This window comes from Pseudomonas purpurea (assembly GCF_039908635.1).
GTDB lineage: Bacteria > Pseudomonadota > Gammaproteobacteria > Pseudomonadales > Pseudomonadaceae > Aquipseudomonas > Aquipseudomonas purpurea.
On the sequence record NZ_CP150918.1, the window covers coordinates 3357442 to 3381705 of the forward strand.

20 protein-coding genes and 1 pseudogene are annotated in these 24264 nt (G+C 57.3%); 8 read left to right on the forward strand and 13 right to left on the reverse strand.

Features of this window, described 5'->3' with window-relative positions:
- Positions 1 to 16: 16 nt before the first annotated feature.
- A complete protein-coding gene (locus AABM54_RS15185; protein WP_347900803.1) occupies positions 17 to 700 on the reverse strand; it encodes a response regulator transcription factor in 684 nt (227 codons plus the stop codon).
- A gap of 93 nt (positions 701 to 793) precedes the next feature.
- On the opposite strand from AABM54_RS15185, the gene AABM54_RS15190 reads away from it, so the two are divergent.
- Complete coding sequence (locus AABM54_RS15190; RefSeq protein WP_347900804.1) at positions 794 to 2818, forward strand: sensor histidine kinase; 2025 nt, start codon at positions 794 to 796, stop codon at positions 2816 to 2818.
- On the opposite strand, the gene AABM54_RS15195 is transcribed toward AABM54_RS15190, so the two are convergent.
- Positions 2802 to 3656 carry a LysR substrate-binding domain-containing protein gene (locus AABM54_RS15195; RefSeq protein ID WP_347900805.1) on the reverse strand — a complete coding sequence of 285 codons (855 nt, stop codon included), beginning with the start codon at positions 3654 to 3656 and terminating at the stop codon, positions 2802 to 2804. The two genes, AABM54_RS15190 and AABM54_RS15195, sit on opposite strands and share 17 nt — an antisense overlap.
- Positions 3657 to 3762: 106 nt before the next feature.
- On the opposite strand from AABM54_RS15195, the gene AABM54_RS15200 reads away from it, so the two are divergent.
- From AABM54_RS15200 to AABM54_RS15225, 6 genes are all read left to right on the forward strand, one after another.
- Positions 3763 to 4404: an NAD(P)H-dependent oxidoreductase gene (locus AABM54_RS15200; protein ID WP_347900806.1), complete on the forward strand. Its 642-nt coding sequence runs from the start codon at positions 3763 to 3765 to the stop codon at positions 4402 to 4404.
- 174 nt (positions 4405 to 4578) lie between these two features.
- Positions 4579 to 6087 (forward strand): PLP-dependent aminotransferase family protein, encoded by a 1509-nt coding sequence (locus AABM54_RS15205; protein WP_347900807.1) that lies wholly within the window; start codon positions 4579 to 4581, stop codon positions 6085 to 6087.
- A gap of 111 nt (positions 6088 to 6198) precedes the next feature.
- Positions 6199 to 7269 (forward strand): TIM barrel protein, encoded by a 1071-nt coding sequence (locus tag AABM54_RS15210; protein ID WP_347900808.1) that lies wholly within the window; start codon positions 6199 to 6201, stop codon positions 7267 to 7269.
- A 51-nt stretch (positions 7270 to 7320) separates the two neighbouring features.
- Positions 7321 to 8586, forward strand: coding sequence for an MFS transporter (locus AABM54_RS15215; RefSeq protein ID WP_347900809.1), 1266 nt, complete (start codon positions 7321 to 7323; stop codon positions 8584 to 8586).
- Between the two features lie 210 nt (positions 8587 to 8796).
- The gene (locus AABM54_RS15220) at positions 8797 to 10362 is read left to right on the forward strand and encodes a PAS domain-containing methyl-accepting chemotaxis protein (protein WP_347900810.1); all 1566 of its coding nucleotides are present in this window, start codon (positions 8797 to 8799) and stop codon (positions 10360 to 10362) included.
- A 422-nt stretch (positions 10363 to 10784) separates the two neighbouring features.
- Positions 10785 to 11591 carry a hypothetical protein gene (locus AABM54_RS15225; RefSeq protein ID WP_347900811.1) on the forward strand — a complete coding sequence of 269 codons (807 nt, stop codon included), beginning with the start codon at positions 10785 to 10787 and terminating at the stop codon, positions 11589 to 11591.
- A gap of 132 nt (positions 11592 to 11723) precedes the next feature.
- Here AABM54_RS15225 and AABM54_RS15230 read toward each other — a convergent pair whose 3' ends face one another.
- From AABM54_RS15230 to AABM54_RS15270, 9 genes and pseudogenes are all read right to left on the reverse strand, one after another.
- On the reverse strand, positions 11724 to 12344 hold the full coding sequence (locus AABM54_RS15230; protein WP_347900812.1) for a tyrosine-type recombinase/integrase: 621 nt from the start codon (positions 12342 to 12344) through the stop codon (positions 11724 to 11726).
- A 221-nt stretch (positions 12345 to 12565) separates the two neighbouring features.
- The gene (locus AABM54_RS15235) at positions 12566 to 13111 is read right to left on the reverse strand and encodes a DUF2867 domain-containing protein (RefSeq protein WP_347900813.1); all 546 of its coding nucleotides are present in this window, start codon (positions 13109 to 13111) and stop codon (positions 12566 to 12568) included.
- A 477-nt stretch (positions 13112 to 13588) separates the two neighbouring features.
- On the reverse strand, positions 13589 to 13918 hold the full coding sequence (locus tag AABM54_RS15240) for a hypothetical protein (RefSeq protein WP_347900814.1): 330 nt from the start codon (positions 13916 to 13918) through the stop codon (positions 13589 to 13591).
- A gap of 62 nt (positions 13919 to 13980) precedes the next feature.
- Entirely contained in the window at positions 13981 to 14301 is a 321-nt protein-coding gene (locus AABM54_RS15245) for a hypothetical protein (protein ID WP_347900815.1), read from the reverse strand.
- A 343-nt stretch (positions 14302 to 14644) separates the two neighbouring features.
- Positions 14645 to 14950, reverse strand: coding sequence for a panthothenate synthetase (locus AABM54_RS15250; RefSeq protein ID WP_347900816.1), 306 nt, complete (start codon positions 14948 to 14950; stop codon positions 14645 to 14647).
- A 380-nt stretch (positions 14951 to 15330) separates the two neighbouring features.
- Positions 15331 to 15951: a tyrosine-type recombinase/integrase gene (locus AABM54_RS15255; RefSeq protein WP_347900817.1), complete on the reverse strand. Its 621-nt coding sequence runs from the start codon at positions 15949 to 15951 to the stop codon at positions 15331 to 15333.
- A 127-nt stretch (positions 15952 to 16078) separates the two neighbouring features.
- Complete coding sequence (locus AABM54_RS15260) at positions 16079 to 16576, reverse strand: hypothetical protein (RefSeq protein ID WP_347900818.1); 498 nt, start codon at positions 16574 to 16576, stop codon at positions 16079 to 16081.
- A 74-nt stretch (positions 16577 to 16650) separates the two neighbouring features.
- Positions 16651 to 17504 (reverse strand): IS5 family transposase gene (locus AABM54_RS15265; protein WP_347900819.1). Its coding sequence is split into 2 segments (ribosomal slippage): positions 16651 to 17160 and positions 17163 to 17504, totalling 852 coding nucleotides; the frame shifts between segments, so codons are not numbered across the junction.
- 81 nt (positions 17505 to 17585) lie between these two features.
- Positions 17586 to 17720: pseudogene (locus tag AABM54_RS15270) on the reverse strand (VOC family protein); the annotation flags it as partial.
- Between the two features lie 96 nt (positions 17721 to 17816).
- Here AABM54_RS15270 and AABM54_RS15275 point away from each other — a divergent pair.
- A complete protein-coding gene (locus AABM54_RS15275; protein ID WP_347900820.1) occupies positions 17817 to 18962 on the forward strand; it encodes an FAD-binding oxidoreductase in 1146 nt (381 codons plus the stop codon).
- 58 nt (positions 18963 to 19020) lie between these two features.
- On the opposite strand, the gene AABM54_RS15280 is transcribed toward AABM54_RS15275, so the two are convergent.
- Both AABM54_RS15280 and AABM54_RS15285 read right to left on the reverse strand, forming a co-directional pair.
- A complete protein-coding gene (locus AABM54_RS15280; RefSeq protein ID WP_347900821.1) occupies positions 19021 to 19707 on the reverse strand; it encodes a phytanoyl-CoA dioxygenase family protein in 687 nt (228 codons plus the stop codon).
- A 281-nt stretch (positions 19708 to 19988) separates the two neighbouring features.
- Entirely contained in the window at positions 19989 to 24221 is a 4233-nt protein-coding gene (locus AABM54_RS15285) for a DUF5801 repeats-in-toxin domain-containing protein (protein WP_347900822.1), read from the reverse strand.
- Positions 24222 to 24264 lie beyond the last annotated feature (43 nt).

Below are 24264 nucleotides of genomic sequence, written 5' to 3' on the forward strand. Positions count from 1 at the left end.
CAGCGACGTGTGAGGTTCAGGTATTGATGACCGCCGTCGCGTAAAAGCAATAACCGGCGTTGCGCAGGGTTTTGACCGGAAGCGCGTGGCCGGAGAACGCCTCGATGTTGCGGCGCAGTCGGCGCATCTGTGTGTCGAGACGGCGCTGGTCATATCCCAGGAAGTCTTCCCCCAGCGCCTCGATGATGGCTTGGCGACTGACATTTTCGGGAGCCCGCTGCATCAGGCATTGAAGCACCAGCAAGTCCTGCTGCGAGAGACGCACGGGGCCGGCACCCGGCACCAACAGACGCCGCGGCCCGACGTCAAGCCGCCAGGGCTGTTCGTCGCGGTCCAGGTCCAGGCGTCGCTTGAGCGAATCCAGCACGGCCGCCAATTCGTCCAGGTCGCAGCCCTTGCCGAGATAGTGATCGGCCCCCTCGCCCAGACCCGCGATCCTTTCCGGCGTGGTGTCGCGCGCTGTCAGCACCACAATGCCCAGCCGATGACCCGACTGGCGCAAGCGACGAATCAGTTGCAGACCATCGCCATCGGGCAGCCCAAGGTCGATGATCGCCAGGTGATGGCGTTGGGTGTCGAAGCATTGCTCGAACGCCGCCAGCGTGGTGACGGTCTGGGTGCGATAGCCACTTTCTTCAAGAAACTCCCCCAGTTCCTGGGCCAGTACGGGTTCATCTTCAAGCAGGATCAGGTCAGTCATAGCCGTTTATCTTAACCAATTGCAGCCGCGCCTCGCTGAGCGTTTCCAAGTACTAGCAGTCTGCCATGAACGGACATGCTAAGGTGCGCCGCCATGAAAATCCTCCTGCTGCTTCTGACCCTTTGCCTCGGCCAATTCCACCTGCAAGCGCAGGCGGACGTGCTGCACCTGTCACGGCTGGAACAACCGGTCAGCGCCCGTGGTTATCTGCAACGCCTGGATGACCCCAAAGGTACGTTGACGCCTGAACAAGCCGCGCAGGCAACCACCTGGCGCGCGCTGCCGGGGAGCCTGAGCGCGGGCTACACCACCGACGCCGTGTGGCTGAGGATCGAGGTCCAGGCCATCGACACCGCCGAGCAGAACTGGGTGCTGCGCCTGAACAACGCCCTGCTCGATGATGTTCGTCTCTATCAATACGTGCTGGGTGCCTGGCAGGAGCAACGTGCGGGCGAGGACCTGCCGCGCAGCCAATGGCCGGAAAATTCCCGTGCAGCAGTCTTCCCGTTACAGCCCCATCACGACCAGCCGCAACTGCTCCTGCTACGTCTGCAGACCAAAAACGCCCTGTCGGTGAGCATCGAACTCACCCCGCGGCTGGCCTTCTCGGAGTCCAACCGCCGCGAGTTCCTCATGTACGGGTTGTACTTCGGCGTCTACCTGATGCTGATCGGCTTCCACAGCATTTTCTGGCGGATGACTCGCGCCCCGGAAAGCGGCTGGTACTTGAGTTATGTCAGTTGCTGCGTGTTGGTCGAGGCCCTGACGATCGGCCTGCCGCAGCAGTTCCTGGGCATTCCCGTGTGGGTCAGCGATCCCTTGCTGGGCGTCGCCCTGGCCCTTGGCGTGCCCATCGGCGTGATCTTTGCCGGCCGCCAGTTGGGGCTGCCCGAGGTTTATCCTCGGTTGCAGCGTGGCCTGGCGTGGTTGTGCTGGGGGATTGGCGGCGGCGCCGCGCTGACCGTCATCGCCGGGCACTATCGCGAAGCCATGCCGGTGGTGCTGACCACCGCGCTGCTGCTGGTGCCGTGCTTTATCGGTCTGGGCGTCTGGTTGCTGTGTCGTGGCCATCGCCCGGCGCGTTTCTATCTGCTGGCGTTCGGCATCTATTACGCCGGCGTGGTGATCAGCTTCCTGCGCAACCTGGGGTATGTCCCGGCGATGTTCTGGACCGATCATGCGGTCGCCATCGGCACCCTGATTCACATGGGGTTGATGAGCTTGCGCATCATCACGCACTACAACCGGCTCAAGCGTGACAAGGAACTGGCCCAGGCAGCCGCCGCCGAGATGACGCTGCAACAAAGCGCGCACCTGGAGTCGCTGGTGGCGATCCGCACCCAGGAGTTGAGCCAAGAAATCCTGCGTCGGGCGCTGCTTGAACAGGAGCTGCGCGTCGCCCTGGAGCATGAGCAACGCATACAGGCGCAACAGAACGATTTCGTGGCGATGGTCTCCCATGAGTTCCGCACCCCGCTGGCGATCATCAGCACCTCGGCACAGCAACTGGCGAAACACCTCGACGCACCGGCGGAAAAGAACCTGCGCCGCTGCCAGAACATCCGCAATGCCGGCTCACGCTTGCTGGCGTTGGTCGATGACTACCTGACCCATGACCGCATGACCGACCTGCGCCCCACCGCACGCCTCGCCCCCTGTGACCTGGCCCTGCTGCTGGAAAACGTGGTGGCCGAATTCGCCCCGTGGCGGATCTCGCTGGACTATCGCCTGCCTCACCGGTTGTACCTGTGCGACGCCGGTTTGCTGCACGTGGCCGTGCGCAACCTGTTGGCCAACGCGGACCGCCATACACCGGCCCCGACGCGAATCATCTTCACCGTGAACGAAATCGACGACGCCCTCTCCCTGAGCATTCGCCACCCGGGGGAAGCGATCCCCGAAGACGAGCGCGAGCGCCTGTTCCACAAGTACTACCGTGGCCGTCAGGCCCAACTGAGCGCAGGCGCCGGCCTGGGGCTGTACATGGTGCAGCGGATCGCCCAACTGCATGGAGGGGACGTTCAACTGGTGGGCATTGGCGGACACGAAGACGTGAGTTTTCTCATGCAGGTGCGCCTGGCTCAAGTGCCCACTATGACGGTCAAGCCCTGCGCGTAGAGCAGTACTCCACAATGAGTTGAGTGACCGCTGCCACCATTGCCTGATCCGCTTCAGGAGCGCTAAACAACCGAAACTGCGCATCCGGCAAATCCGGCAACCCGTGTTCCGTGCCAAGAACCGCCAGCCCTTGCCCCAATTGACTGACGGCCATGGGCGCTACCGCGAAGCCCGCCAGTGCCGCCGCTCGCAATCCGGCAGTGCTGCTGCACAGCATCGCCGTTCGTTGGGCGATCCCTGCCCGAGCCAGCCGTGTCAGCGCGGCTTCGCGATAAGGGCACGGCTCAGGGAACAGGGCCAGCGGCAACGGCGTCGGTAACTGGGCAACGGGTTGCGCCGACCAGGCCCACACCAGCGGCTCTTGCCACAGCAGCAGCCCCGCTTCGCTGGTTTCGCATAGAGAACCGATGACCAGCTCCAGATGACCTTGCTTCATCAGGTTCAGCAACGTGCCAGGAATGCCCGTCTGCACGTCGATCTCCATGCCCGGGTACTGCGCCGCGAAATCCTGAAAAATGCGCAGCAAGCGCGATTCGACAAAATCCTCGGACACCCCGATCCGCAGCCGCCCGTGAAACGGCGTACGTGTCAGTTCTGCCCAGGCATCACGGTTCAGCGCCAGGATCGTGCGCGCATAAGAAACCAGGCGCTCGCCATCGGGAGTCAGTTGCTGGGAGCGGGTGGTACGCCTCAACAGGGGTTTACCAATCTGTTCTTCCAATCGCCGCACGTGGCCACTGACCGCAGACTGGGTGAGGTGCAGCTTCTGGGCGGCACGGCTGAAGCCTTCTTCATCGACGACAGTGACCAGTGTTTTGAGCAGCAGAGCATCGAACATAGTTTTATACGTGATCAATTGGCCATTAATTTACGATTTATATTTCAAATACAACTATGTTGCAATGCTCCCACCTGCCCTATCTCTCCACTACTCAAGGTGTGCCATGACGACTCTTCTGCATATTGAATGCTCCCCACGCAAGCAACGTTCGGCCTCCCTTGAAGTCGCCCGCAGCTTCATTGCGCGTTATCAGGAAACTACCCCAGACACCGAAATCATCACTCTCGACCTTTGGAACATGGCTTTGCCGGAATTCGATGATCTGGCAATGGAGGCCAAATACGCCGGACTCAATGGCACGCCCTTGACCTCTGCACAACAAGACGCCTGGAACACCTTGAAAGAGCTGGCCGCTCATCTGCACCGCTCGGATGTGCTGGTGATGTCCGTACCGCTGTGGAATTTCAGTATCCCGTACAAACTCAAGCACTTCATCGACCTGGTGTCGCAGAAAGATATCCTGTTCAGCTTTGACGCGGAGCGCGGTCTGGAAGGCATGCTGCACAACAAAACCGCCGTGGTGATGTACGCCCGTGGCCTGGATTTTTCGGCGCAGTCGATCACGCCGGCAGAGCGCTTCGACTTCCAGAAGCCCTACGTGGAAGCCTGGCTGAAATTTATCGGCGTGACGGACGTGCATTCGGTGATTGTAGAAAAAACCATTCTGGGGGAAGACGTTGACCTCAACGCGCGTGAGGCGGCAACTCAGCAGGCCAGGAAATTGGCAGACAGTCTTGGTCGCTGACACTCTTCTCATCAGACGACAGTGGCTTTTCATTTCATGACCGCTATCCGGTCGGAGCGCACGGTATAAACGCCTGGGATGGATGACTTATCCAGCGCCTCTCGATACCCTTGCGCCGCCCGGAGCATTGACGGTGTTTCGGGTCAAATCACACTCCCTCCAGACGAGCATGTCATGAAGTCCCCTGCAGGTTTGCTGCTGTCGGGTATCGAGCTGGACCGTGCCAGCTCAATACCCTTGTACCGCCAACTCTATTTGCAAATTCGCAAACAGATTCTCAGTGGCAAAATTCAAGGGGGCGTGCGCCTGCCGTCGACCCGGACCTTGAGCCACGAACTGGCACTTTCGCGGATCACCATTCTCAATGCCTTCGACCAACTGATCGCCGAAGGCTTTCTGGCCTCGCGCACCGGGGCTGGGACCTATGTCGGCAATGAATGGGAAAGCCGTGGGTTCAAAGACGATGACTCGCAGCGCCAACCTCCACGTCTTTCTCACCTGAGCCAGTCGATGTTGTCGCTGCGCAGCAATCATTTCCAGGGGGTTTGCTATGCCGACTGGGCCCCCGGCAGCCCAACCTCGTTCCTGCCAAGCCACAGCACGTATGACGCATTCCCCCAACTGGTCTGGAAACGCCTGATGAACCGCCACTTGCACAAGCCGACCAAGGCCATGCTCGGCTATGGTGAGTTGCAAGGGCTACAGGCCTTGCGTACGGCGATTGCCGAGTACGTCTTTGATGCCCGTGGTATTGATTGCAGTGCCGAACAAGTCGTGATCGTTTCCGGCGCCCAGCAAGCCTTCAACCTGCTGGGCATGCTGTTGCTCAATCCGCAAGACAGCGTGTGGATGGAGGATCCCGGGCATATCGCGGCGCGCATTGCGCTCCAGGCCCAGGGCGCCAAGGTCGTGCCGTTGCGTATCGATGAACAGGGTATCGATATCCACCAAGGCTTGACCGAGTGCCCTGACGCCCGATTGGTGTTTACCACGCCGTCCCGCCAGCATCCGTTGGGCGTCACCATGAGTTACACGCGGCGCCAGGAACTCATCGATTGGGCAGCACACAACCAGAGCTGGATCATCGAGGACGACTGTGACAGTGAGTTTCGCTACAGCGGCCGCCTCCTCCCTGCGTTGTATGCCATGGACCCGTTGGCGCGAGTGATCTACGTCGGGACGTTCAGCAAAGTCCTTTTCCCCTCGCTACGACTGGGTTACGTAATACTGCCGCAAGCCTTGGTCGAACCGTTCTGCACCCTGCGGGCGGTCATGGATCGCAGCCCGCCCACACTCCTGCAGGCCACGACGGCAGACTTCATGCGCGAAGGCCACTTTCTGGGGCACATCCGCCGGATGCGCACACTGTATCAAGCTCGCCAACAGGCGCTGGTCGAGCAGTTACAGCAACAGTTGGGCGGGTTCTTCACGATCACCCCGGTTGAAGCCGGCATGCACCTGATCGCATGGCTGCCACCGGAGCTCGATGACGATGCCATCGCCAAGGAGCTGGCCCGGCATAACATTCACACCTATGCCCTGAGTGACTACTGTCTTGAGCAAGTCCTGCCACCGGCGCTGTTGATCGGCTTTGCCGGCACACCTGAAAGCCAGGCCCAAGAGCGCGTCGAAGCACTGGCCCAAGCCTTGTGCAAAATGGGCTACCTGCAACAGGCCACTTGAGGCAAGGCAAGTGGTCCTATGATTTAACTGATAATGGATCTATCGAGAGTTCCTGACTGGCGCGATAAAGGTTGCGCCGACAGACCCGGCGTCTGAACCAGGAAAACTCGAATGAATAATAAGATCCAAGAGCGATTCAATGCCGTGCTCAGCCATAAGGCTGTCGAGGCCGGACCACCTCCCGCCTTGACGGATGCACTGGCCCGCCAACTGCTCGATCGACTCGGGCAACTGCGTCTGTTTGCCCATGCCTACCCCTTACTGACCAATCTCACCCATGGCCGCGTCACGCCGGCCGACCTGCTGGACTTCGCCTATCGCCACGAGTTGCAGGGGCTGAGCCTGCACTTGCTCGACGGCGAGGCAAACAGCCTGAGTCAGATGACACACACGCAGTTGCAGGCGTTTGCTGGCAAGGCCAAAGCAATGGGGCTGGATGTGCATCTGGAAATCAGCAGCACGCGAAAAAAAGAGGTCGATCAGGTGATCGACATTGCCAGGGTCCTGGGGGTGCGCAACATCCGCGTTTACTCACGCTACGAGGGACCGCTGTCGCAGGTCATGGACGTGATCGAATCTGACCTGCATTACCTCGCGCAGCAGGCAGACGAGCATGATCTGTTCTTCGACTTTGAGCAGCATGAGGAACTCAAGAGCGCCGAGATCGCGCAACTATTGACCCGCCTTGACCACCCCCGGCTGCATGCGCTGTTCGACTTCGGCAACATGATCAATGCCTGCGAACAGCCCATGCAGGCGCTCCGTAACCTGGCGCCACACATACGCCAGACCCACCTCAAGGGTGTGCGAATCGTCCCCGAGCAAAACGGTTACGGCCATTACGGCGTACTGCAGGGCAGTGACGAAGATGATCTGCCCAGCGCCCGCATGCTGTTCGAACTGCTGATGCTGGGAGAATCAACCCCGCAAGTGATCGCCTTCATCCTGGAGCAGGAAAACCACTACGTGGCCCCGGCGTTCCGCCAGACCCTCGAGACCGCCGACCCCTTCATTGCCTACCGTGAAATGAGTGAAACAGCGCTGCCTGAAGGCTACTCGCTGGAGCGAATGCTCGCCGACGAACACCGCTGGGCGAACAATCAGGTGGCCTATGTACGAAGCCTGCTGGCCGAGTTTCGAACCCTGGCCGAGTTGACCCTGGCCAACCGTACCAACGCCTGAACCTGACGTGATAACCGGCACTGCTTTCCCAACTATGGCTGGAGAACAATAATGACAGCTCGTGACAAGGCCAAATGGCTCAGATTCCTGATTCTCATCCTCGGTGGCGGCACCATCTACAAACTGGCGAACCTCAAGGACGCCTTCTATGTACCCATGCAAGAATTCATGGGGTTGACCCACACTGAAATCGGCCTGCTGCTGAGCGCCAACGCCATTATCGCCACCGCGCTGTTTGTGGTAGGCGGTCTGCTCGCGGACCGTTTTGACACCCGTAAGCTGATCCCCATCGGCCTGCTCGGCACGGGCAGCCTGGGGCTGTACCTGGCGACCTTCCCGCCCTTCAGCAATCTGCTGATCGTGTTCAGTCTGCTGGCTGTCTGTGCCGATTGCATCTTTTGGCCCTCGCTGCTCAAGGCCATCCGCAATCTGGGTGACGACCAGGAACAGGGCCGGTTGTTCGGTCTTCTGGAAGGTGGACGGGGCGTCATCGATACGCTTGTAGCCTTCTCTGCCCTGGGTGTGTTTGTCGCCATGGGCTCGGGTGCGGCCGGTCTGAAATCGGCGATCCTTTTTTACTCGGTAATCGACATTCTGGCCGCAACCCTGACCTGGTTCCTGCTCAAGGGCGGCACGGCGCAGTCGACCGTCAAGCCGAAGAACGGTCTGTCGAACCTGCTCGAAGCCATCAAGGTCCCGGGTATCTGGCTGGTCAGCCTCAACGTGTTCATGGTCTACATCGTCTACTGCGGCCTGACTTACTTCATTCCCTACCTCAAGGACATGTACGGGCTGCCTGTGGCGCTGGTGGGCGCTTACGGCATCATCAATCAGTACTTCCTCAAGATCCTGGGCGGCCCTGCCGGTGGTTTCATTGCCGACAAGCAATTCAAGAGCACCAGCCGCTATCTGAAATGGGCATTCCTGGCGTTGCTGCCGCTCATGGGGATGATCATGCTCATCCCGAAAAGCCACGGTTTCATTTATGCGGGCATGGCGGCCACCCTCTCCTTCGCACTCATCGTATTCTCCATGCGCGGCGTGTTCTGGGCACCCATGGGTGAAGTCGGTATTCCCCAGCACATCACAGGCTCTGCGTTCGGTATTGGTTGCCTGATCGGCTATGCACCAGGCATGTTCGCTTACGTCATCTACGGCGCAATCCTCGACCACTTCCCCGGTCAGCAAGGCTACAACTACGTCTTCAGCTTGATGAGTGTGTTGGCCATTCTCGGGTTCATGGTGTCCAGCCTGCTGTATCGAGCGGTCCAGAACAGGTCCTCGGCAACTGACGGGGTTGGTGCCGCGCAAGCCTGACCATCGCCCTGCCATCCAGGAAGAGATCTGCACCTCCTGACACTCGAAAAACTGTTGATCCACTGTATTCAAATACTCAAAGACGGATCCAGTCACGATGAATAAAAATTAACGCAACTTATTGTTAATTAAAGGTTTTTTTGAAATGCTCACTCACTTTTTTCTACAGTCTGCCGATGGCTTTTTTACTGGACACAGGGAGCTGTAGGAATGAGAAACAATCAACCCATTACACAGCGCGAGATAGCACTGGCACCTCAGCAAAAACTCATATCGACAACCGATGCCCGAGGCGTCATCACTTACTGCAATGACGCCTTCGTAGAGATCAGTGGTTTCGACAGAACCGATCTGATTGGCGCACCGCAAAACATCGTCCGCCATCCCGATGTCCCACCCGCCGTATTTGCCCATATGTGGGGTGCCCTCAAGCAGGGCACTCCCTGGATGGGGATCGTCAAAAACCGCTCCAGGAATGGCGATCACTACTGGGTCAACGCTTACGTAACGCCGATTTTCGAAGGCAGCCAAGTCGTTGGCTATGAATCGGTCAGGGTCAAACCCACTGCCAAACAGATCCATCGCGCCGAAGCCCTTTACAAGCGCCTGAATCAGGGCAAACCGGCCATCCCTGGTCGTGACAAATGGCAACCAGCCCTGCTCGATTGCATACCGTTCTTGATCATGGGTTTGGCGGGCACCTTGAGCAGTCTGCTGCTCAGCCCTCTCACCGCCGCAGTCATCACAGCGGGAGTTTCAGTGCCATTTGGATTGATCGCGGGGCGCTGGCAAAAACAAGGAACACGGCGCCTGTTGCAGATGGCTGAACCATCCACTTCAGATCAACTGATAGCGAAAATGTACAGCAATGAGCGCGGGGCTCAGGCACGCCTGGAAACAGCCTTCGTGAGCCAAGCCGCGCGCCTGAAGACTTGCCTTACACGCCTGCAAGACACCGCTGAGCAACTCAGTGGGCTAGCAGGGAGATCCGACGTACTGGCGTCCAAAAGTTCGCAGGGGCTTGATCGTCAGCGAGTAGAAACTGAACAAGTCTGTGCAGCCGTCAATCAGATGGCGGCGACCACACAAGAAGTCGCCAGCCATGTCCAGCGTACCGCTGACGCTACCCTGGAGGCTAACGTACTGACCGGGCACGGACGCGACGTGGCACGTGATACCCGCAAAGCGATTGAGCGGCTCTGCGCTGTGTTGGGTGAAACTGGGCAGAGCGTTACACAGTTGGCCAAGGACAGTCATGAAATCGGAACGGTGGTCGACGTCATCAAAGGGATTGCCGATCAAACCAACCTACTGGCACTGAATGCCGCGATTGAGGCGGCGCGCGCCGGCGATATGGGTCGAGGCTTTGCTGTGGTGGCTGACGAGGTACGCCAGTTGGCACAACGCACTTCTGAATCCACTGAACAGATCCATGACCTGATCACCCGGCTTCAGAGCTCAACTAATAATGCTGTGCAGACAATGGAAAGTGGTCATCGCCAAGCAGAAGAAGGTGTGGCGTGGGTACTCGAGGCAGACAAAGCATTGGTTGGAATCAGCGAGGCCGTAGCCAACATCACTGACATGACAACCCAGATCGCCGCAGCCACAGAAGAGCAAACCGCCGTTGCAGAGGAAATCAGCCATAACATTACTACCATCGCCCACCTGGCCGATCAGACGTCAGAGCAAGCCCATCACTCGGCAGAACTGAGCAAGGAGTTGACCAGGACCGCTGCCACTCAGTATTCGTTGGTCGAGCGCTTCAATCGATAGTCCCAACGTGCTGAACTACCGGCGTAGTCATTGCCGGGGCGGTCGGCCAAAAAGGCAGACCGCGCACTGCTTGAAACCTTACGACTGCTGCTATGAGATGCCCCTACCGCTTTAAGCCTGATACGTCAGGACGTCTTTGGGGCAGATCTGGCCGTGGCGAACGGTTGAATCCACAGCCAGAAGCAGGCATTCATAACCTTACCCAGGCGGGCCTCTGGCCATAACATCATCAGCCCTGTAAGCGGTGTCTACCATCATCAGATCAAATCGAATTAAACTTGATCTGATGTCAGCAGGCGACCAGCGCTCTATGGAATGCCTGCATTTCCCACGGTTGAGCGCCGCACTTGTTTCTGGACCTTGGCACTCTCCTACTGAAACGTCACGACCAGCCCCAGCAACCTCCTAAGGAAAGAAACTTCATGAACAAGTTAGTTGTGACTACATTACTGATGTCAATCTTCGCTTCAGCTTCTGCTTGTGCGAATGACAAGTATGATCTGAAATGTATGCTGGACAGTGGAGATGTGATGACACTTAGTCACGGCAGCGGTACTGTTTATATCGAATTTCTGGGAGCCAATGACGACCCAGATGAAGGCGGAAGCGTGATTAAACTGGACATTCTTTCTGGTGGAGCGCAGCAAACTCTGAACAAAAGCGCCGTAGGCACTCAGTCTTTTACCCTCAGAGGAACTGATGATGATATTGAAGGCGCTGTCGCGATTGGTTACGACAGACACGAAGGAAAGCAGACTGCTTATTTCAGTCTAATGAATCAAATGGGTAAGGAAGTACAAAGCCACACTTGTAAGCCTGAGACCATTCGGGCACAGAATGCATTATTGACGGAGGGCATTGCCGAAATTGAAGCTCAACATCAGAAAACCCAGCCAAACAAGTCTGGTGCAACATCTAAAATAGAACCATCTACTGCACCGTCAGCATCCCCCATCAAAGTAGGCGTTGACGAGCGGCTTTTTCAATACGGCTCCGTTAAAACACCTTATCGCACAGTCAACATTACCAGCATTGCCGAAGGCTTGATTATCAACAGCGTTATTGTCAACCGCAACCAATGTTCATCAAGCGTTGGCAACCCGAATAAAGCGTTTGAGTTGCCGTTCGGCCGAACAGTTACTTATGATTACAACATTCAAAGTCGACGTTGTGATGTAGTTGAAATTGTTGTTAAAACAAATAAAGGTGATTGGACTCTTGCGCCTTGATGATCTGCCGTCTTGAAGCGCCCTTGGTTTCGTAGATCATCGACAGGCCTGCATCGTCCGGTAGCTGGCCTCCGCCTAGGTCAGCTTTGGGTCGAATAGCGACGGTCTAGCATCGACCGTCACTATGGATGGTCAGACTTCCGTCTGTTCCGCCATTTCCAGGGCATCGTCGACCTCGATTCCCAGGTATCTGATTGTGCTTTCAAGCTTCGTATGACCAAGCAGGAGTTGGACAGCTCTCAGGTTCTTCGTCCTGCGATAGATCAGCGATGCCTTGGTTCTCCGTAGCGTGTGAGTACCGTACATGGTTGGGTCAAGGCCAACGGCTGTCACCCACGCTTTGACTATTCGAGCGTATTGTCTGGTGGAGATGTGGTCTGAGTCGTGCAACCGGGTCGGAAACAAGAAGTCCTCGCTGCGGAGACGGGCCTGTTGCATCCAAGCCTCCAGAACCGTTCGAGCTTGCTCAGTGATTTCAAATTGCACTGGGTGCTGGGCTTTCTGCTGCATCACGATGGCCCGTGACGATACATGCTCCCCATGGGCTACATCTCGTACTCGCAGCTTGGTTAAGTCACAGGCACGCAGCTTGCTGTCAATGGCCAAGTTGAAGAGCTCCAAATCACGTGTCTTCTCAGCAAGCTGAAGTCTTACTCGGATGGCCCAGATATCTCTGACTCGGAGCGGGGCTTTCTGTCCGACAAGCTTTCCCTTATTCCAAGGCTGATGACTGTATGTAGCATTAGTGTTCATGGCTAGTCCTCCACGTTGAGGGAGGACAAGGGTGGATCAGTCACAATGGGTCGTGGTCGCTATCCGACCCTTTGCCATCGGTCATGCTTCCCGGAAGCTGTCGTTCAACGCCGAGCTAACAGGCCGCAACCTATGCCGCGCAGCGGCAGTCTTCGGTTGCGGTCCGGGTTGAGGGAAGGGTTAGACCTCAGTTGGCCGCGCATGATGATTTGGACTTTGGCTTACGCCTCCGTCGCCGACGGCCAGCCGATCCGTGCCGCACTACGAAGATTGGACTGAACGACTAAGCGATGAAACGGGGCAATGAGAAAAATATAGAGACGACCTAAGCGATTGTGGCAATGAACAACGGTCGACAGAATCAAGTGACGTTTAGCTCCCGGCGACGACTGACCGGAACACAGAACAGAGAGCCTGAAGTCCAGGTGCTTGTCGTCTTCTCCAAGAACAACTTCAGTTGGACTTGTGCTGTAGATCTTAAAGATGCCGAGTCGGCCCGCTCCGCTCTCCGCATCCAGTGATGCGAGATGCTTAGCTGTCTTGAGGCCAAAACCGGCTACGAGCGCGTCTCGAACCGTCAAGAGGCTGCTCACCCAAGGCGCTTGGTGAGCGAAGATGAACCTCGCCAACAATTCGGGATTGGTTGACGCTCCGGTTGGAAGCTCGATCGAGTAAGCGTCGGCGAGATTCATCGATGCGTAGGCTTTAGCAATCGCCGACTCCGGAGGAAGCGACACAGATGTTGCGTGATGGTGTTCGGTTGACATGTATACAGCCTATGGTTCGTTTCTGAGGTCTAGAATTTCAACCACATGATCTGGCATCTCCTGCGGGAGCATTTGCCTAGCACTGTAATTGGCATTTTCTTGGCTATCCGCCCGAATCGGCCTTGTGCCTTCGGACCAGGACTCGCTATCGAGCGACGACTTGAGGCGATATCTGTACTTCACGAAAAAGAACCTCAGTGCTGTCATTTTTTGGCCCTAGATGAGGGTTCGAGTACGAATCACAGGAAGCGTAGCACTGAATAGCCCCTGGCTTAGTAGACGCAACCGAACGCCCCACTGATCTCCGACGCTTGTTGGTACTCACCGGCTGCTTTTGGCCGAGACCAGCCAATTACGACAGGCAGCAATCAGCCGTTTTCCGCCGATCGCCACAGGCAGAAAACGGCCAAAAGTTACCAGTCGAGTGAGCGGAAAAGTTGACTCAAAGAGGACGTAAAAACTGGCCTTCAGGCAGGGTTACTCTTCTCTTTGCCAGCGTCGAGCAATTCTGAAAGCTTTTTGTCGAAAGGACTGTGAAAAAACTTTCTGAGATGAGCATTGAAGCAATAGTTCGGATAGCTTGTGGTCAACAGGAAACCCATCATCTAACCATTTGATTGCAAGTTGAGACCAATATTCAGAGTCAGACTCCAGCGCTGTTACAAGCAACTGGGACAACGATATTTCTTCCGGGATCGGGCTTTTGATGCCCAGCGCCGATACAGCAACTGAAAGGTCCTGCTTTACAGCCCCATATGACTTTTCAAGCAGTGGCAGTAGCCAAACATAACTGAAACGCAGAGTCATTGTCTCAAGGACCTCATATAGCATACTCGCTGACAGCTAATCCCGTTATCAGGGTGACCGCATCACCCTGTCGTCGAAGCCAGCGCATTGTGTAGTTCTTGTCGGGCTAGAGGAAAATCCTCAAGCGTCATCCGGACGCTCAGCGTTTCGCGGGCTTTGACCACCGATGCAGGCCCCAGGATCACAATGGCTCGTATGGCGGCCCAACGAGTAAAATGGTTCTCTGGATCTGAAACCAGTGAAAGTATCTTTTCAAAGTCCGCATCGTCGGATGCATGCTCTGCTAACAACCTAGCAGTACCTAAGATATCAATTGGGTATGCAACTTGATGTACGCCCAGATACATCGCCCTGTCGATCAATTCGTCAAAAGAAGAGTCCATGGTGCCTCGTAAGGTAAACAAAAATCCCCCACGCAGCTGAATCCACTTATAACCCTGTCAGATTCCACTAGCGGTGCGACCGTAACCTCCCAGCTTACCCGACCGATCAGCCTGTGTCTGAGATCAGTAAATCATCGGCACGATTTTAAGCGTGGCGGGTGACGTGCATGCCAATCAACGCAATTCAGATGACTGGTTTGGGTCGACTCCCGCCCGTCGTGACAGGCAGACGGGCGGCCAGCAGCATCAATATCGTGGTCTGTCCCCGATTGCTCGTCGCGACTTGATTGCGCCAAGACAGAGTAGGATTTGGGGCGTGTAAACCGCCCCGTGCTGATCGCCCTCACCCCCATGTTTTTCCGAGCGCGTCCAGACCGGCTCTTTGCAGGTCCTGCGGATTCATGGCAAGGCGGAACTTGCAGGTCGCCTCGAAGTTGAGAAAGAAAGGTTCTGCAAAACTGGGGATTTCAGATGAGTCTTGTACGTTGATCAGGAAAATCCCGCCGCGCATTCCCTCCTGCTCGGTGAAGTAGGCAGTCTCCGGTTTGATGCTCTCCAGGATACGCCCCATGATTTCGCCGATCTTCCCGGATCTGACGAGAGCGTTGAAGGGGTCATTCGGGAACTCGACCATCAGTAGCATTTTCATCATTCGATACTCTATTCAAATGGCAGCCTCATCTCCCTACCTTTGCTCCTGGCGCTTATGCCGTCAGGACTGCATTCAACCGTTCCTGCGGTGTGTTAAGCATAGCGAAGCATGAGTTGACGTTCGTCCGGGGCTACGGACGGTCATCAAGCTGCCGTTCGCCATCTGCCCAGGCTTTCAGCATCCTCGAAATTGCTGACAAGCACACAGGTAAGGAAGAAATGATGCAGAAGGAAGCTCACTGGAAACACCGCCTTCTGACCCGCGACAGCGGCTTGAACGGAAACTGAAAGGGTCGCAATCGTCAGTCGATAGCTGACGAGGCTGGAAGGCTGCTGGCCGGATAGCGACGCCCTAGCATCGACCGTCGCTATAAATCGTCAGACTTCCGTCTGTTCTGCCATTTCAAGGGCATCGTCGACCTCGATTCCCAGGTATCTGACGGTGCTTTCAAGCTTTGTATGGCCAAGCAGGAGCTGGACAGCTCTCAGGTTCTTTGTCCTGCGATAAATCAGCGATGCCTTGGTTCTTCGTAGCGTGTGAGTACCGTACATGGCTGGGTCAAGGCCAATGGCTGTTACCCACGCTTTGACTATTCGAGCGTATTGTCTGGTGGAGAGATGGTCTGAGTCGTGCAGCCGGGTCGGAAACAAGAAGTCCTCAGCACGAAGGCGAGCCTGATGCATCCAAACCTCCAGAACCGTTCGTGTTTGCTCAGTGGCTTCAAATTGCACCGGATGTTGAGTTTTCTGCTGCATCACGATGGCCTGTGACGATACATGTTCTCCATGGGCTATATCTCGTACTCGCAGCTTGGTTAAGTCACAGGCACGCAGCTTGCTGTCGATAGCCAAGTTGAAAAGAGCCAGATCCCGTGTCTTCTCCGCGAGCTGGAGTCTGACCCGGATCGCCCAGATATCTCTGACCCGCAGCGGGGCTTTCTGGCCAACTAGCGTTCCCTTGTTCCAAGGCTCATGGTTGTATGTAGAAATAGTGCTCATGGCTTGTCCTCCACGTTGGGAGAGGACAAGGGTGGATCAGGCACAGTGCTGCGTGGTCGCTATTCGACCCATAGCTGTCCTTTGCCAAGGACAGCAGATGGCCAATCTCCGGGCGAAAGCTCAACGACTAACTTTGGTTTTTACAGACGTTGTAAACCTGATTCTGGTCCATTAATTCAACGCGCTGCCCATATCCTGTCATCATAACGAGCTTGCGCTCAGTGATCCCGGTTGGCTGATAGGACTTTCCCTGGGCATCAATGTGAGGACGGAAGCCGGCGGCTGTCATCTCATCGATCAGCTTTTTTCGTAGGGGGACGTCAATAAGCCCTCTGTTGTTGCCGGTAGTAAGAAATACGGGGCGATCGGCTTTCAATAACCACACCGGCTGCGCGCTTACATCACCGTTGAAAATGTACATGCAGTCGGTTGAGGCACTGGTGAATTCAGCCTGGCGAACGTAATGGCCTTTTTCATACCCGAAAAGTGTGAGTAAGCCGGGTTGGACCAGCGCAAGTGTATCTACCGTATCCATGCCTTCCTTTTGAACGCCATACTCAAAACAGGACCATTTCAGAGGGAGCGTTCCTGGCGGTAAATGCTCCAAGTGAAGGTCTTGTTTCATACGGGCTAAATCTTCAGGTGTTTCATAGGAAACTGTACTGCTGCAGGCAGCAATCAGCGCGGCGCAGCTTCCAGCTAGGCTCTGTACGAAAAGTAATGTCGCAAACACCGCATGGCACAAGCCAGTGAGACCATCGCTGCATAACTTCTCGCGAGTTTGTCGAAGCGCGTAACGATGCGGCGGTTTTCCTTCAGCCACCCGAACATGCGCTCAATGATGTTGCGCTGCCGGTACTTGGGGCGATCAAACAGTCTTGGCAAGCCCGGCTTCGGCTTGCGCTTCATGCTGCGCAGCGGGATTACCGGCTGCATCCGATAACGATCGCAGTAGCGGCGCAGGGCTTCGGCGTCATAGCCCTTGTCGGCCAGCAACCAGCGGCAGCGCTTGCGGGGACGACCGCGCAGGCCTGGAATGTAAGCCTCATCCAGCAACGGTTGGGCATAAGCGATATCACTTGCTTGCCCACCTGATAATAGAAAGCGCAGCGGCACGCCATTGGCATCACACAGCATGTGAATCTTGGTCGTCAGGCCGCCCCGACTGCGCCCGAGTGCATGGTCTTGCGGTTCTTCAGGCCCCCTTTTTTCCCGGCGCCTGATGAGGCTCGGGTTGCACGAACAGCAGTGGAGTCGATCATCCAGGTTTCCAGATCGATCAAGCCTTGCTCGTTCAATCGGATGTGAAGTCGCTTGAGCATCTGGTCGAAAGACCCGCGATTACGCCAGTCGCGAAAGCGTTGATACACCGTTGACCACGGGCCGAAGCTCTCGGGCATGTCACGCCAGGCGGCTCCTGAACAGAGCACCCACAGTACGCCGTTGAGCATCAGCCGATCATCTGCCCGTGGGCGTCCGTTTCGGCGGGGTTCACTGAAGATGTCTGCAACCAGATCCCAGGCTGCGTCGGGGAGTTCGTACCGTTTGGCCATCGTGGGCTCCTGCCTTTGATGGACGCGGACTCTACTGATTCCTGACGTTTGTGGGAGTCAAATGAGTTTCGGCGGATTTCGTACAGAGCCTAGAGAAAAATACGCCCCCGCCACCCAGCGCGCGGTCAATCGAAAACCAGGTAAAGACTCATAGAACTCTACGCTTCGAGAGAGGTTCGCAACTGCCAACGTGAGATGATTCAGGCCAGTCAACATGGGTCATTATCCAGAAGAAATCTCGAGAGACGCCGAGGATATCAACATCCTCGATTGTCCGCTGTCGGCAACAGCAGACGCTCAAAAGAGTCATGGATGACCAGTCTCACATGTCATTCGATCATCCGGCTGTCGTACCATCGTCAGGTCGACAGAATGGAGGTTGATATGGGAAATGGTGTGAGCAAGCAAGTCGTTGTAATTGGCGCGGGCATAGTGGGCGCGTCTCTGGCGTATCACCTGGCTGGCAAAGGCGCGAATGTCACCTTGGTCGAAGCTGAACGTATAGCGTGCGGAGTGACTGGAAGTTCATTCGCATGGCTCAACACCTCACACAGCGGGCCCGACCCAATCGCGCAATTGCGCGGTGCCGCCATCAAAGAGTACCGCCGACTCGAAACGGAGCTGCCTGGCCTGAAGGTACGCTGGACAGGCGCCCTGTCTTACAGTGCGAGTTCAAGTGGAGTGCTGCAAGCCTCAGGTGACCAGCCTTCGGCAGCCCTGGTGTCCCGCTCCCAGATTCTCGGCCTTGAGCCGAACCTCAAGAATCCCCCTCAGCATGCCCTGTATGAAGCCGAAGCAGGCGCGCTGGACGCAGTGGAAGCAACGCATGCTTTGATCGCAGGTGCCCAGGCTCATGGGGCGAAGATCCTCACACAGACTCGGGTTCTCGGCTTTACAACCCAAAGCGCGAAAGTGACGGGAGTCGAAACCGCAATGGGCATCCTCGATGCCGACATTGTCGTACTGGCAGCAGGGACTGGCATCCCGAAGCTGACAGACACGCTAAAAGTGTCCCTTCCAATAGAGGCGTCTCCTGCCATTTTCATCCGCTACAAGCCACAACCCAACCTCGTGCACACCATCATCTCTAGCCCTGAAATGGAAGTGAGGCAAAGCGCAGATGGTACGTTGCTGGCGGCGGAAGATTACGTGGACGACTCTTTGGAAAACCAGCCAATCGCGATAGCGCTACGAACCGCCAGGGCCATCCAGAACGAACTCGACGGGGTTATTTCCATTGAGCCTGAGTTTGCGTGTGTCGGGCTCAGACCCATTCCTGCGGATGGCATCCCCATCATCGGTTATCTACCCAATATCGGCGGCGTGTACGTCTGCGCGATGCACCCTGGGGTTACTCTGGCGGCGATAGTGGGCCGTCTTGCCAGCGAGGAGATAATTGACGACAAGGCATCTGCTGCCCTCAGCCCCTGCCGCCCAGACCGATTCGTCCAAACGTAGGGGGCGCTTATCTTTGAATATTCCTCTCTGCTTGTCGGGAGAGTCCCTATCAGCCTGGTCAGGCTTTATAGCTCCCGAAGGAAAAATCCGAGGGTTCGAACCGATCGGTTGTGTCCATCCGAATACTTCGCAGGCTGGCTGTTTCCAGGTGTGACGCGTATAGAGGCTCCGAAAAATAGCCAATGAGGATGGAGCGACGGCGTGCGCCAATTGAGTTCAGACTGCCCGCATGCACTAAATCGACATCAAACACCAAGATGTCACCAGCGCAACCTGCAAGCTGCACAGACCGGGACTCGTCATTGAAGTCGAATGGCGGCTCTCCCTGCTCAGAGCGATGGCTGCCGGGGACGATGCGTGTCGCACCGTTCTCGGGGCCATAATCGTCGAAAAAAGCCAGGGCGCTCACCATGTCGCCCGGCCGTTGGGCCGACAAGTCGCGGTGCAGTTGCTGATGACCGCCACCTGCAAGGGGTTCGCGCCCCTCCACCTGCGAGAGGAAGAACCGTTCTCCGATCAACTCACCCACCACCGCCAGCACGTCTGGCAGACGACACACGGCCTGAACCTTCGAATCAGAGTCCAACAGCGAATGGCGCCAGTCCATGCCACGTGGCACTGGCCATTGGTCCGACGGCTTCACGCCCGCATCAAACACGGCACGAAGATCACCCAGCCACTCGGCCGGGATCGCTTGACGGAGCAGCACATAGCCATCTCGATGGAGTTGCTCGCGGTCAGTCATAGCTTTCTCAATTCCCTTGCCACCAACGCGTTATGCAGAACGGCCCGGAGCTAACCAAACGCATCGGGCAATAGTCGGCCAATGATTCAGCATAGCGTTTGCGAATCCGTTGAGCGGAGCGAACGGTGTTGAGTGCCGTAATGAGAACCGGCCAAGTGCGGGCATTCAGTGATGGACTGAGGGTTGTAGCTTGAGGCTGGCGTCACCTGAGACGTAGACGCTGAAGGCAATGCGAGGGTGGTTGCTATGCCACCCTCGCATGCTTTCACGCGCGCGATGTATCAGGCGCCGCCGAATACAACGTCGCTGGCCAGAAGATCAACCCCGACCAAGGTGATGGTCGTTGTTTGTCCGCCAGCCTCGGCAACCGTCACGATGCTGTTTGCGCCGGTGTTGTCGATCGATTGGACCGACGCGTTGTGGTCGCCGTTGAGCACCAGGGTGTCTCGCTGGCCTGGGTTCACATCGAAGCCAATGATCTGGTACAGGTTCTCGGAGGCTGACAAATCGACGTTGAAGGCATCAGGCACACCGGCCGTGCCAACCAGCGTGTAGTCGAAGAGCGCGTCGTTCGGGTCATTGGCGAACAGGTTGGCGTTGAACGTACTCGTTGACGAGTCCCCATCCTTGTCCGTCAGCGTCGCGTTGAACGACAGCTTGACATCGCTGGCCAGGTTTTCGCTCTCCTGAATGAACTGAATCACCGGGATCTTGATCGCGCCCCGGCCCATCGTGAGCTGGACAGCATCAATCAGCGCCGTCCCCTCCTTCTCAATGAGGAAGGACACCTGTCCACCGGCCTCTGGCGTCAGGGCGTTCACCTCGATTAGGTTAGAGAACGTGCCATCTTCGTAGAAGATCCTGTAGTACAGGTCCTCGGTCGCTGTGTTGTAACCCGCCACGGAGTTGTCGATAAAGACCTTCATTCCCGTCAGCAGGCTCTCCGGATTGATCACAAAACTTTCATCGGCAGCGCTGATAGCCGCCAGGTTGTCTCCTTGGAAAAGGTTATTGCCGACGCCAATGCCGGACGTGCTGACGTTCATGGCCGACGGGTCGATGTACGACGGCAGAGGGTTGGTCTGTAGCGCGGCTTCGGTGGGGTCGGGTTTCCCGAGCCCGATGCCGGCCAGGATGTCCGCAGTCGACGCAAGCGCCTTCGCGGAAAAGAAGACAATCTCCTCGGATGCCGAAGGAATCGTCGGGTCATTCGTCGTCGGAATTAACAATGTGCGCACGGGATCCGGGCCACCGGCATCGAGCGAGCCGTCGGCACTGCTGCGCACGATCGTCGAACTGAAGCCTTGCACCAGATCCAGTGCATAGCTGCCGTTGGCAAAGGCAGTCAGCGTGTAGTCGACGCTGGTATTCGCCGTTGCGGCGTTGTTGTCGAAATCGCCGGTCAATGTCCCTGCGAAATGGTACGCGCCACTGGCGTCCGGCGAGGACCCTTGCTCGATGAGCGTGCCGACCCCGGTCGTGGTCGTGTTGTCTGGCCTGACAAGGGTGAACTGGCCATTTACCAACGAGATATCCAGGCCGGTCGCACCCAGCCCATCGGCTCCGTTCGTATGATCCCAGAACCCGTATTGGGGAAGGACGCTACCGGTTCCGACCAGGTTGCCGAACGCAAGTGATGGGCCGTCGTCGTGGAACACCAGGTTCTGCCCGATGTTGAGCGTCGCATGGGCGCTGTCGCCGTCCTTGTCGGTCTTGGTCGCCGTCAGCGTCACCAGGTTGTCTGAGGTCAGGCTCGTTGAGTCATCTGGATTGGTTGCGTCGGGATGTATCAAGGCCCGGATCTGGTCGAGCGTGACGTCGCCATTGGCGGCTGCGCTGACCGTGAACACCAGCAGGTTGGTGGTGGCGGTGCGGCCTTCGACCACTGTGCCGTTGAGTGACAGGTTCACTGCCTCACCCGTGGCGGTATCCGTGAGCCCGGAGGCACCCGCGACCACGCCCAGTGCATAGGTCAGTGTGCCGGCGCCATCGGCGCCAAACGCCGAACTGAAGTTGGCGGCAAAATTTTGGGTGGCATTGGTCGCCAGGACGGTTTCGTCCACGGTCAGCACCGGCTCGGTGCCGGTGGTGCTGATGCTCGGCCCGTCGTCCTTGAACGTCAGGTTCTGCCCGATGTTAAGGCTCGCCTGGGCGCTGTCGCCGTCCTTGTCGGTTTTGGTCGCCGTCAGCGTTACCAGGTTGTCCGAGGTCAGAGTCTTCGAATCATCGGGATTGCTGGCATCGGGATGCACGATTGCCCGGATTTGATCGAGCGTGACGTCGCCATTGGCGGCCGCGCTGACCGTGAACACCAGCAGGTTGGTGGTGGCGGTGCGGCCTTCGACCACTGTGCCGTTGAGTGACAGGTTCACCACCTCACCGGTGGCGGTGTCCGTGAGCCCGGAGGCGCCCGCGACCACGCCCAGTGCATAGGTCAGTGTGCCGGCGCCATCGGCGCCAAACGCCGAACTGAAGTTGGCGGCAAAGTTCTGGGTGGCGTTGGTCGCCAGGACGGTTTCGTCCACGGTCAGCACTGGCTCGGTGCCGGTGGTGCTGATGCTCGGTCCGTCGTCCTTGAACGTCAGGTTCTGCCCGATGTTAAGGCTCGCCTGGGCGCTGTCGCCGTCCTTGTCGGTTTTGGTCGCCGTCAGCGTTACCAGGTTGTCTGAGGTCAGGCTCGTTGAGTCATCTGGATTGGTTGCGTCGGGATGTATCAAGGCCCGGATCTGGTCGAGCGTGACGTCGCCATTGGCGGCTGCGCTGACCGTGAACACCAGCAGGTTGGTGGTGGCGGTGCGGCCTTCGACCACTGTGCCGTTGAGTGACAGGTTCACTGCCTCACCCGTGGCGGTATCCGTGAGCCCGGAGGCACCCGCGACCACGCCCAGTGCATAGGTCAGTGTGCCGGCGCCATCGGCGCCAAACGCCGAGCTGAAGTTGGCGGCAAAGTTCTGGGTGGCGTTGGTCGCCAGGACGGTCTCGTCCACGGTCAGCACCGGCTCGGTGCCGGTGGTGCTGATGCTCGGCCCGTCGTCTTCGAAGATGATCTTGGAGCCGATTTCGGTTTTCTCAACAGAGGTTTGGTGCAGCGAGAAGCCGCCGATATCAAAATCGGCGTGGTTATTGCCCTTGGCATCGAGGGCCGCCCCGTTCTCGATGAGCACGCGGTTGTGATCCGACACTGTGGTGTATTCAATCTGGTAGCCGGCTAAAACGCCGGTGATGGTTGCAACCCCGGCAGCCGTAAAGCTGATGGTAATGGCCGGATCATTCGCGGATCCGTCTGAATTCTCGATCACCAGCCCGGTGCTAATGTTGATGACGCGAACATTGGTGATGGCAACCGGCGTATCACCCGCATAGCCGTTGATGAAATTCACGCCAGGTTCGGCGGCGGTGTTGAATGCGCTGACCGTGACGACAGCACTCTTGCCGCTTTGCAACTGCACGACGTCGAAATTGGCCGACCTCGTATTGTAGACGCCAGTAAAGTCGATGTTGGATTCGACATCCGCTTCGTTCTGATCAAGGTTGGGAATGGTCACATTCTGCCTGGCACCTGTGACGAACGAAAAACGGATGCCTTCCTGTTCCGTAATCATCTGATTGTTGGTGCCGAAGGTGGTTGGGCCACCCGCCTGGCTGGTATTGATCGTGTCGCCAGTGTTTATGTTGACACCGCTTGACTGGTCGGCGGGGTCCTTGCCGGTGGCGATGATGGTGGGATCCGTGATTCGCACGACGCCCGCGACAACTTCAGTTGCCGGGTTCAATTTCGTGAACATCAAGAAGAGGTTCTGACCAGAGGGCGCATTGGCCAGACTGAATTCCACGTCCTGACTGGCGCCGACGAAAACCTTGTCCAGCAGGTTGACCTGGTCATCGGGGTTCGTCGTATCTGGATGCTTGAGCGGTGCGTATTCCACAGTCCAGATCTTGCCGCCCGTGACCGGCGATCCGGTTTCTTCAATGTAGGCAGCGAACACGATCGCACCGGCCGGCCCACCGGCCCGGCCCAGAACGATGTTGTTGTTCGTATCCGTATAGAGAAGGATGCTGGTTCCATCAAGGGTATCCAGCCCGCTGTCCACGCCATCAAGCGGTGCGCCAGCGCTGTCGACAAAGCTGACATCGGTAATGCTTGCTCCAGGCGCAGCGGTGATGGTGAACGCGTTGCTGCCTGTGTTGCCCGCCGCACCGGTGTAGCCACTCAAGGCAGCACCCGTTGCGGTACCGGCCCCAAGTGCGGTCAACCGGGTAGAGAAGGTCGAGGGCAGAGACGCCACCAGAATGTCGTTGTCGTCAGCGTCTCCCGCAGGGCTTGCAGTGGCAGTGGCGTTCTGCAGCCCGGCCGTTTCGTCCAGCGAAACGTTCTCGCCGGTTGCCACGACGCTCAGAGCGCCGGCTGAAACGGACGTTTTCACCACTGAGCCATTGAGGTCGGTGGTGAAGAGCGGAGTGTATAGGGGGAGCGGATCGTTCGTTAATGGTGAGTTTTTTTGGTGAGTAGCCATGACTTTCTCCCGAGCAATTGCAGCCACCGAAGCCGGACCGTGG